The organism is Novosphingobium sediminicola, from assembly GCF_014196525.1.
Lineage (GTDB): Bacteria > Pseudomonadota > Alphaproteobacteria > Sphingomonadales > Sphingomonadaceae > Novosphingobium > Novosphingobium sediminicola.
Map to the genome: position 1 here is coordinate 60172 of NZ_JACIDX010000024.1, position 8544 is coordinate 68715.

General features: G+C 63.7%; 4 protein-coding genes. 3 read left to right on the forward strand and 1 reads right to left on the reverse strand.

What is annotated here, in order from left to right; translation table 11 throughout:
• Nucleotides 1–110: 110 nt before the first annotated feature.
• From GGR38_RS21930 to GGR38_RS24315, 3 genes are read left to right on the forward strand one after another with little or no spacing between them, the layout of a single operon-like run.
• Entirely contained in the window at nt 111–2747 is a 2637-nt protein-coding gene (locus GGR38_RS21930; RefSeq protein ID WP_183628805.1) for a TonB-dependent receptor plug domain-containing protein, read from the forward strand.
• Nucleotides 2747–4504, forward strand: a complete 1758-nt coding sequence (locus GGR38_RS21935) for a CocE/NonD family hydrolase (protein WP_246405183.1) — start codon at nt 2747–2749, stop codon at nt 4502–4504. The genes GGR38_RS21930 and GGR38_RS21935 overlap by 1 nt, the downstream gene beginning before the upstream one ends.
• A gap of 56 nt (nt 4505–4560) precedes the next feature.
• Entirely contained in the window at nt 4561–7251 is a 2691-nt protein-coding gene (locus tag GGR38_RS24315; protein WP_246405184.1) for an alpha/beta hydrolase domain-containing protein, read from the forward strand.
• On the opposite strand, the gene GGR38_RS21945 is transcribed toward GGR38_RS24315, so the two are convergent.
• On the reverse strand, nt 7252–8220 hold the full coding sequence (locus tag GGR38_RS21945; protein WP_183628807.1) for an alpha/beta hydrolase: 969 nt from the start codon (nt 8218–8220) through the stop codon (nt 7252–7254).
• Nucleotides 8221–8544 lie beyond the last annotated feature (324 nt).

The window sequence follows — 8544 nt, forward strand, 5'->3', positions numbered from 1 at the left end:
GGCCACCAGCTTGTGAGGAGAGGAAAGGTGTCCGGCATCACGCGGCATTGTGCATTCATCTCGCTCAGCGGACTGCAATTGTAATCGCTTGCAATTCTTGGGAGGATGCCATGAACCATCGTAAGTTCCGCGCAGCCGTGCTCGCCAGCACGGTTCTGGCCGGGGCGCTTTCTGCGCCTGCCGTATCGGCGCAGGAAGTCAATAACGCCGACATCATCGTCACCGGCAGCCGCGTGCGCGGCGAGGCGCCCATCGGTTCGACCGTCACGGCCCTGTCCAACGCCGACATCGCCGCCACGGGCCGCGTCACCATCGACCGTGCGATCCGCGATCTGCCGCAGGTGTTCGACCTTGGCGTTTCGGAAAATTCGCGCGGGCAATCGGGCGGCGCGGGCAATATCGTCTATTCAAACTCGATCAACTTGCGGGGGATCGGGCCGAATGCCACGCTGATCATCGTCGATGGCCACCGGGTCACCAACAACAGCCGCTCGATCGACCCTTCGACCTTGCCGACGCTGGGTGTTGAACGCATCGAGGTCGTGGCGGACGGCGCTTCGGCCATTTACGGTTCGGACGCGGTTGCGGGTGTGGTCAACCTGATCCCGCGCCGCAGCCTCAACGGGCTGGAAGTTACGGCGCGCGGCGGCATCGCTTCGGACGGGGCATATAATGAAAAGATGGTGGGCGCGGCCTATGGCCACAAGTTCGACCGGGGCCAGTTCATGGTCGCCTATGAACATGTCGAAAAGTCGAACCTGAGCGGTTCGGATCGCCCCTTTTTCACCTCTAACCAGACACGTTTTGGCGGCAATGACTATTCGGTCACGCGCTGCAACCCCGGCACGATCACGGCGGGCGGCGTCAATTACGCCATTCCGGCAGGTGGCGTCACCAGCCCATCACAATTGACCGCAGGCACCAGCAACCGCTGCGACGATCTGCAGGGGCAGGACCTGATCCCGCGCCAGAAGTATGACTCGGCCAACATGACCGGCAATTTCAAGGCGACCGACTGGCTCGAATTCTTCATCGACGGCTTCTATTCCTATCGCTCCTTCTACCGCCTGCCTGCCTACAGCAGCGCGACGCTGACCGTGCCGCAGACCAATGCCTTTTTTGTGCGGCCCACGGGCTTTACCGGCACGTCCTATACGCTGGGCTATAATTTCTCGGGCGATGTGGCGCGCAATGCCAGCTATGGCCATTCGGAAAGCTGGCAGATCACGCCGGGGGTGAAGATCAAGCTGCCCAAAAACTGGCAGTTCGAGGCGTTGGTGGGCAAGGGGCGCACCTATGACATTTCGATCAGCACGCTGGGCACGAACAATGGCGCGCTGAACGCCGCGCTGGCCAGCAGCAATCCGGCCACCGCCTTTGACCCCTATGGGCTGGGTCGCACGTCGGCCGCCACGCTGGCGGGCATTTTCAATCAGGTATTCTATGCGCCCACCATCGGCCGCTTTGTCGGCTATGAGGCGCGGATCAATGGCCCGCTGTTCAATCTGCCCGCCGGGCAGGTCAAGCTGGCCGCCGGTTATGAAGGTCAGGAATTCAATGTTTCGCTGGGCAGCCAGCGCGGCAATCCGGGCGTGGCCTATACCTGGACCAATCCGGGGCGGCGGGTGGATTCGGCCTATGCCGAATTGGTGATCCCGGTATTCGGCCCCGACAATGCGGTGCCGGGCCTGCAGAAGCTGGAGATCGACGCGGCGGTCCGTTACGACAAATATTCCGATGTGGGCGAAACCACCAATCCGAAATTTGGCGTCAACTGGAAGCCGGTGGAGAGCCTGACCCTGCGCGGGTCCTATGGCACGTCATTCCGCGCGCCGACCTTGCCGCAGATCTACGGCAATTCGAACGGCCTTTTCGTGCAATCCTATCAGAACCCCACCGGCGGCGCGCCGATCACTGGGGTGGCGCTGTCGGGCGGCAATATCAACCTCAAGCCGGAAACGGCCACCACATGGTCGGTGGGTGCCGATTTCCAGCCCACGCGGCGGACCAAGTTCTCGCTGACCTATTTCAACGTGGATTACAAAAATCAGGTCATCGCGCTGCTTTCGGACCTCTCGCTGCTCAACCGCGTGTCGCAATATGACGGCACGGGCCTGATCACGCAGGGCGCAGCGGCGGGTGCGCTGGCCGCGCAATATGTGGCGCAGGGGTTGACCGTTTCGGGCGCTTTTCCCGGCGGCAGCCCCAATAACGTGACCCTGTTCGTCGATGGGCGCAGCCAGAATCTGGGCCGCTCGATCACGCGCGGCCTTGATTTCACGGCCAGCCATGTGATCGACACCGACAAGGCCGGGCGTTTCACTCTGTCGGCCAGCGGAACCTATAACCTGGGCTTCAAGACGCAGCAGGCCCCGGCCGCGCCTTTCATCAGCCAGCTCAATCTGATTTTCCAGCCGCTCAAATTCCGCGCCCGCGCCAGCGTGAACTGGGAAATGGACCGCTGGGGCATCTTGCTGCGCGCGACGCATGTGGGCGGATACACGAACAATGCGATCAGCACGCCGCAGGCGGTGAAGAGCTACACCCCGATTGATGCAGTGATCAATTTCAAGGTGGGCGAGATGGATAATCCCTTCAATCTGGGGCTGGAAATCCGCAATGTGTTCAACATCAAACCTCCCTATGTGAACATCGCGCCCAGCTCGAACGGCAGCGGCGGCTATGACGCCACTGCGTCCGACCCGATCGGCCGCCTGATCGCGGTCAGCGCGCGGAAGAAGTTCTGATGCGGTCCGTGTTCCTTGCCGGCGCCATGCTGCTGGCCGGAGCCGGGGCTGTTGTGGGGGGAGTGGCGGGGGCGCAGGCTCCCGCCACTCTGGCCCCTGCGGCGGCGGCGTCCAGCTTTGGGCACTATCAGCCGCCCAAGACCTATACTTCCCAGATCAAGCAGAGCTTTTACGTGCGGATGCGCGACGGCACGCGTCTGGCCGTGACGGTGGCGCGCCCGGCGGTGGATGGAAAGCCGGTGGAGGGGCGCTTTCCCGTCATCTGGCACCACACTTTGTCCGCCACGCAGGAGGCTGCCGATGGCACCGGCCCGCGCGCGGCGGGGTTCCGCTCGATTCCGGGCCTGACCGATTACGGCTATGTCGTGGTGCAGGTCGCCCGGCGCGGCAATGGCCAGAGTTTCGGCACGATGCGCGGATACCACGAGCGCAACGAGGATGCCGATGCCTATGAGATGATCGACTGGCTGGCCGATCAGCCATGGTCGAACGGCATCGTCGGCCAATATGGCTGTTCGAACACCGGCGATGCGGCGGTTCACGCGATGACGGGGGGCAATCCGCATCTCAAGGCCGTGTTTGCCGGATGCTTCAGCTGGAACAAATATGACGCGATGCGGCGCGGCGGTATCTTTGCCCAATGGGGCACCGGCCCCACGCGCAGCATCGAGCAGGATATGGCCATCACTCCCATCGAGGGCGATGAGAACAAGGCCCTGCTGCGCAAGGCGGCCGAAGAACATCAGCGCGCCACGCCTCTGTTCGAACTCTGGAAATCGCTGCCCTATCGCGACAGTTGGGCGCCCAGCGTACAGAGCAATTTCTGGGCCGAGGGCAGCGCGTCCTCCTATGCGCAGCAGATGCGGCGATCCGGCACGGCGCTCTATGTCGTGGGCGGATGGCGCGATGAATTGCGGGATCAGGGGCTGATTACCTTCCTCAACATCCCCGGCACGCATATCCTGATCGGTGACTGGCTGCATTGCCAGAACGATGGCTTCGGCCTTGTCGAGGAGGCGCATCGCTTCTTTGACCGCCATCTGAAGGGCATCGACACCGGCATCGACCGCGATGCGCCGATCCATTACTTTACGGTCGGAACCGGCGAATGGCGCAGCGCAACCCAGTGGCCGCTGCCTCAGGCCGCGCAGACCATCTTCAACATCACGCCCAAGGGGCTGGAGACGGGCGTTGCCAAACCCGCGCCCTTCAAGACCAGCTTCCCGGTGGATTACACGATCACCTGTCCCGAAGGCGGCTCCGGCTCGACGGTCCAGCCCTGCCATCTGGCGGGCAAGGGCCTCTCGCTATCGGGCAAGCCTTTGACCGCGCCGGTTGAGGTGACGGGCCATGGGTTGGCCGATGTGTGGATTTCGGCCGAGACGCCCGACGCCAATCTCTTCCTGTTGCTGGAAGATGTCGCGCCCGATGGCAACATCAAGGTCGTGACCGAGGGGCGCCTCAAGGCTTCCCTGCGCAAACTGGACAAGGCTCCATGGGCGCTGCCCGGCCTGCCATGGCACCGCGCCTATGCCGAGGATGAGCAATTGCTGAAACCCGGCGAGCCGGTGCGGCTGCAATTCGATCTGATGCCCACCTCCTATGTCTGGGCCAAGGGACACAAGATCCAGTTCACCTTCACCGGATCGGACCACCGCGAAAGGGCGCGCAATGGCAATGCGCAACCCGCCGCGATCACGCTGATCAGCAACGCTGCCCATCCATCCAGTGTCAGTCTGCCGATTGTGAAGCCTTAAACCTGTCGGGGCCGGAAGCGCTGTTTTCCGGCCCTTTCCCTTTGCAGGAAACCCCGATGCATCTCCTTCATGCCCTACTCGCCACCGCTTTGATCGCGGCGCCCGCCGCCGCCCAGCCTTTGCATTGGAGCGCGCCGGTTCCCCAGACCGCCACTTCGCAGATTTTCGCCCCCCTTGTGCTGAAGGGCACCAAGGAGGCCGAGGCGCTGGCCCGCGCGGGCTATGTTCAGGAGGAATATTTCATCAACGGCAAGGGCGCGATCTATTCCGAAAAGGAGGATGGCTCGCTCGCCGTGCGTCAGGGCGACGTGCCCTATGCCACGCGCATCATCCTGATCCGCCCGCGCGATCCCAGGCGTTTCAACGGCATCGTCCATCTGGCGTTTCAGCATCCCAATCTGGCGGGCACGCAATGGGGCCGGATCGACAGCCTCGTGCTGCGGTCGGGCGCTGTCTATGCGCTGGCCATCAACGGCAGCGACGCGCCCAGCCGCAAGGCATCCACCCCCGCCATCCCGATTGCCACCACCGACCTGCCGCAATGGTTCGATGCGCGGCGCTATGCCGGTTTCAACATTCCCAAGGATGACGGCATCCGTTGGGATATCATCGGCCAAGTCGCCAGCGCCCTGCGCGATCCGCCCAAGGGCAGTCCGCTGGCCGGGTGGAAGGTGCGCCGCGTCTATGGCTCGGGCTGGTCTTTCCTTGGCAGCCAGTGGCGCAGTTGGATCAATTTCGGATTTCACGACCGCTATCGCCGGGCCGATGGCTCGCCGGTGATCGACGGCTATCTGATCGGCATTTCGGCGGGCGCGGTGGATGCGGGCCATGTGCCTTTGAATTCGACCGATCCGGTGAAGGATCGCCACCAGCAGAAATTGCGCATGATCGACGCGCCCGTCATCGAACTGACCAGCGAGATGGAGGCGATCACCAATATCTATCCCCTGCGCGAACAGACAGATGCGGCCAAGGGCGGCTATCGCATCTATGAACTGGGCGGGGTCAGCCATGGCGACAGCGGCGTTACGGGTCAGGTGCGTCCCTCGACATGGCAATTGCTGGAGCGCCGCCATGCCGGGGGCGAGCCGGTGCCGGTCTGCTCGGTCGAGGACAGCGACAGCCCGATGCGCGATGTGGCGCAGGCCGCGCTGGTCAATATCGATCGCTGGGTTTCCACCGGAATGCCCGCTCCGCGCGCGGACCGAATGCAGGTGGCGGGCAAGGATTATGCCCGCGACGCCTTTGGCAACCCCATCGGCGGGGTGCGCGTGGCGCAATTGGACGTACCGCTGGTCCGCTATGGCGAGCCGCCTGCATCATCCTGCGGCAGCAAGATCCCGCGCCGTAATCTGAAACGCCTGCCGGTCGATCCGATGCTTATTGCCCAGACCTATCCGGGCGGACGGGCCGAATATCTGGCCAGGCTCGACGCGCGGGTGGATGCTTTGGTGGCGGGGCGCTGGCTGCTGGCCCCCGATGCGGCGGCGCAAAAGCGTGAGGCGCGCCGTTTTGCCGATCAGGCCTTTGGGCAAGGGCGTGGGGTTCACCCCGAAACCGCCGAGGGCACGTTGCAATCGGGCGCGAAATGGGCGGCGCAGGTTCCGGCTAACTGGAACGGCACGCTGTTGGTCTGGGGCCGAGGCTATTCGGCCAAATTGGGCGCGCCCGAACTGGCGCCCGCCAATGCCAAGGCGCTGTTGCTGGACAAAGGTTATGCCTTGCTGGCCAGCGATTACGGCGCGGCGGGCTGGTCACTGGCCGAGGCGGCGCCTGCGCAAACGCAGGCCATCGCCGCTTTTGCCCAGACCTATGGCAAGCCGAAGCGCACCATCGCATGGGGCAATTCGATGGGCGGGCTGGTAACCACCGCTTTGGCGGAACAGGTCAAACCCTCGGTGGATGGTGCGATTGCTTTCTGCCCCTCGATCAGCGGCGCGGTGGGGATGATGAATATGGCGCTGGACGGAGCCTATGCATTCCGCACTCTGGCGGCGGGCGATGCGGGTCTGCGACTGACCGGCATTGCCGATGATATGGCCAATGGCAAAAAGGCGGAAGGTGCGGTGCAGGCCGCGCTGACCACGCCGCAAGGCAGGGCGCGTCTGGCACTGGCGGGTGTGTTGGGCGGTATTCCGGGCTGGACCCGGCGCGACCATCCGCGCCCCGCCGATGGTGATGTTGAGGCGCAGGTGGATGAGATCGGTGCCGCTTTCACCATGGGCATTTTCCTGCCCCGCGCGGATCAGGAAAAGCGCAGCGGCGGGGTGTTTTCATGGAACACCGGCGTGGATTACGCGGCTCAACTGGCGCAATCAGGTCGCCGCGCCTTTGTCGAGGCGCTCTATGCCAAGGCGGGGCTGGATCTGAAGGCGGATCTGGCGCGGCTGAATGCGGGCGTGCGTGTGTCGGCCAAGCCCACTGCGGTGCAATATATGATGGCTCATTATACGCCAACGGCCAAACCCTCGGTCCCGCTGCTCTCGGTTCAGGCGATGGGGGATGGGGCGACCTCGCCCTCCTTGCAGCGCGCCTATGGCGAGGCGGCCAATCCGGGCATGTTCAGCGCCATGTGGCTGGCCCAAGCGGGCCATTGCGGCTTTTCGGGCGAGGTGCTGGTGGCGTCTTTGCGCCAGATGGAAAAGCGTCTGGATACGGGCGTATGGGATAACCCGGCGACCGGATTTGTCGCCCATACGCCCGCGCCGATGCTGCGACCCTGTATCCGGGGCCGCAGCTGTCGCTGATCAATCCATATGCTTGCGCTCGATGCTCCAACCGGGCGCGACACACAGGCGACAGGCCGGGCCGGTAAAGGTCCGGCCTGCGCTTTTATCCCCGCGTAATTGCCATTCCAGCCAATCGACCGAAACTTGCGCCACCGCCCCGCCATAGGGCTTATAGAAAGTGCCGCCATGGCCCACCGGCAGATTGACCAGCGCGGCGGGAACATGGTCGATCCGGGCGTAATCGTCGGTGCCGTTGGGATAGGCAATGTCGCCCGGCCCGCCCAGAATATAGATGATCGGCGTGTGAATGTCCTTCAGCAGCGCTTTGGTCACATTGATCCCGGCAATGGGGTTGCTGCCATCGGCAAAGACGCCGCTGTTATGGATCAGCACGGCATGGATGCGCGGATCGCGGGCCACTTCCAGCGCTTGCAGGCCGCCGCAGCTATGGCCTGCCACGGCGGTCTGCTTCGGGTCGATATGGCCCTGATAAGGACTGCCCGCCCGCGCATTTTCCTTCAGCGCCCAATCGAGACCCGCCAGCACATCGGCGCTCTTTGTGGGCGAATCCAGACGGCGCGGCGCGCCAGGCACGGGCTCAGGCAATTTCTCGGTGGCGGTGGGGCCTGACATGATGCGGCCCGGCGCAATCACTACATAGCCATGGCTGGCGATTTCCAGCAGATGCTGGCGCGCGCCGGCGCCATCCTCCTGACACCCGCCATTGCCCCAGACCAGCACGCCGAGCTTGGCCGCAGGCATGGTGGCGGGGCGATAGATCACGTGATTGGGCAGGCTGGCGCTGACCTCCATGATGGCCGGATAGGGGCCGGAGCCGGGAACATTCGGCAGATTGCGCGCGGCGATCCGCTCGGCTTCCTGTTCCGGCGTCAGGGCCGGGGCGCGGGGCGGCGGGGGCGTTTGCGCGATGGCCGCGCCCGCGCAGGCGATCAGCGCGGCGGTCAAGGGCAGGCGGTATCGAGGCATCCTTATCTCCTTTATAGCGGGGCGATGTTTGCCGATTTCGTGGATAATGACAACGCTTGCATTGTGCCTGTCCTGTGGCAAAACCACTTTTTTCCGTGATAGGTGGCGGCTGGGTGCTTGCACCGCGCGAATAGATCGAATATTGCTATCAATAATAGCAGAATGTCAGGATGCTTTTGAAAGGCTGAGCGCATGAACTTCACACGATTGAACCCGATGACGGGCGATATAGCCTCGTCTGCGGTAGCGATGCAGGCGGGCGAGATGGCGGGAATCGCGGCGCGTGCGGCTGCGGCCCAGCCCGCTTGGGGCGCCATGGGGCCG